Annotated in this window: 2 protein-coding genes; one reads left to right on the forward strand and one right to left on the reverse strand. The window is 34.7% G+C overall.

What is annotated here, in order from left to right:
* Positions 1 to 905 (reverse strand): hypothetical protein (locus Q5I06_RS08610; protein ID WP_305517791.1); only part of this gene is annotated, 905 nt, incomplete at its 3' end.
* A gap of 4 nt (positions 906 to 909) precedes the next feature.
* Here Q5I06_RS08610 and Q5I06_RS08615 point away from each other — a divergent pair.
* Positions 910 to 1772: hypothetical protein (locus tag Q5I06_RS08615; protein ID WP_305520936.1), on the forward strand; the 863-nt coding region annotated here is incomplete at its 3' end.

Here is a 1772-nt window from a genome sequence, read left to right on the forward strand (position 1 = left end):
TTACCCGTGCTGTTTTTTGTTACACCTATGTTGTTGTAGATTTTACCTTCGAATTTGGCATTGTTTTTGAAGTTGAAAATGAAGCCTGCGTTCTGATTTTTAATTCTCATACCTTCAGTTATCTTAGCTAGAGTGAAATTTCCTTTTAAGGTCGAATTATCCACATTGATGACTTTTTTAGGTTTGCTGTTAGCATCAACACTCCATGAAGTCCATCCTACAGGATCTACGATAGAAGTAATAGTTCCCATATCCAGTGTGGATTGGTTCATGACATTTACTGTCAAATCCCCAACACGATAGCCAAAATTAGTTATCTTCAAATTAGAGTTATGATCTACATTGATAAGCCCACGACCAGAAAGAGTAACAGCAAAATTTTGTATAGTAACTTTTGCTTGATTGTCAAGATTGAGACCATAAGAAAACCAAGATGTATTCCAACCAATCGTTTTAAAGTCAGTAATATCAGCTACCGCTCCATTTTTGAAGGTAAATACTGGAGCATTAGCACTAATATAAGCATTCCCTACAAAAGCCTTGCCTTTGAGGGAAGTATCCGTGTTTCCATTGTAGTTACCATCAAAGGTATAATAAGTAGGGATGGCATATGCGCCAAAATAAAAACCAAAGTTACCTTTATAAACGGCATTTTTGAAATACATATCGATATTTTGACCATTTCTGACAAGAAGCATATCTTTGACTGTTCTATTTGTGTCACTACCATTAGCATAAAAACTATATGTATACGGGGTTGGCTTTAATATCGCATTATTGATAGTAAAAGTAGCTTTTCCATCAGGATTTCTATAATTTATATTTGTGCTTTCTGTAAAATGATAAACATCATTTTTATTACTGTCTTTGGTGATATTAAATAACCCATTTTTAGAAAAAGTCACCCGGGTGACTTTTTCTAAAAATGGGTTATTTAATATCACCAAAGACAGTAATAAAAATGATGTTTATCATTTTACAGAACTCAATGTAAGTGGTAATCCAGGAAATTATAAAAGTCCTAGCGGAACGGCTACCTTTTATATCGACAGTGCAATATTGGATGCACAAAGTCAAAAAATCCGAGTCGCAAATGGTCAAAATATCGATATGTATTTCAAAAATGCTGTTTATAAAGGTGACTTTATTTTTGATCAGGGTGGATATGCCATCCCTACTTACTATACCTTTGATGGTAACTACAATGGAAACACTGATACTTCTCTCAAAGGCAAGGCTTTTGTAGGGAATGCTTATATTAATGCTAATGCTCCAGTATTTACCTTCAAAAATGGAGCGGTAGCTGATATTACTGACTTTAAAACAAGTTCATTCAACGCATCTTGGTTTTCTTATGGTTTGAATCTTGATAGTGCTTCAAAAGTATCTATAAATAATTTCTCTGTTACACTTGGTATTGGTGTTATCAATGTAAAAAATCAATCCGATCTAAAAATAAATACCTTTGGATACCGTGTTGGGGATTTGACCGTTAATGTAACCAATCAGTCAGTACTAGATATGGGGACTGTCACTTCTACACGAGGACCTGATGATGGTTGGACTTGGGGAGTTGATGCCCCACCTACACCTAAAAAAGTCATCAATGTGGATAACTCAACTTTGAAAGGGAATTTTACCTTAGCCCCACAGATTGATGGTTGGCCAATTAAGAATAAAAGTACGGGATTTCAATTCAACTTCAAAAACAATGCCAAATTCGAAGGTAAAATCTACAACAACATAGGTGTAACAAAAAACAGCACGGGTAA

Source organism: Helicobacter cappadocius, from assembly GCF_030688855.1.
GTDB classification, from domain to species: Bacteria; Campylobacterota; Campylobacteria; order Campylobacterales; family Helicobacteraceae; genus Helicobacter_J; species Helicobacter_J cappadocius.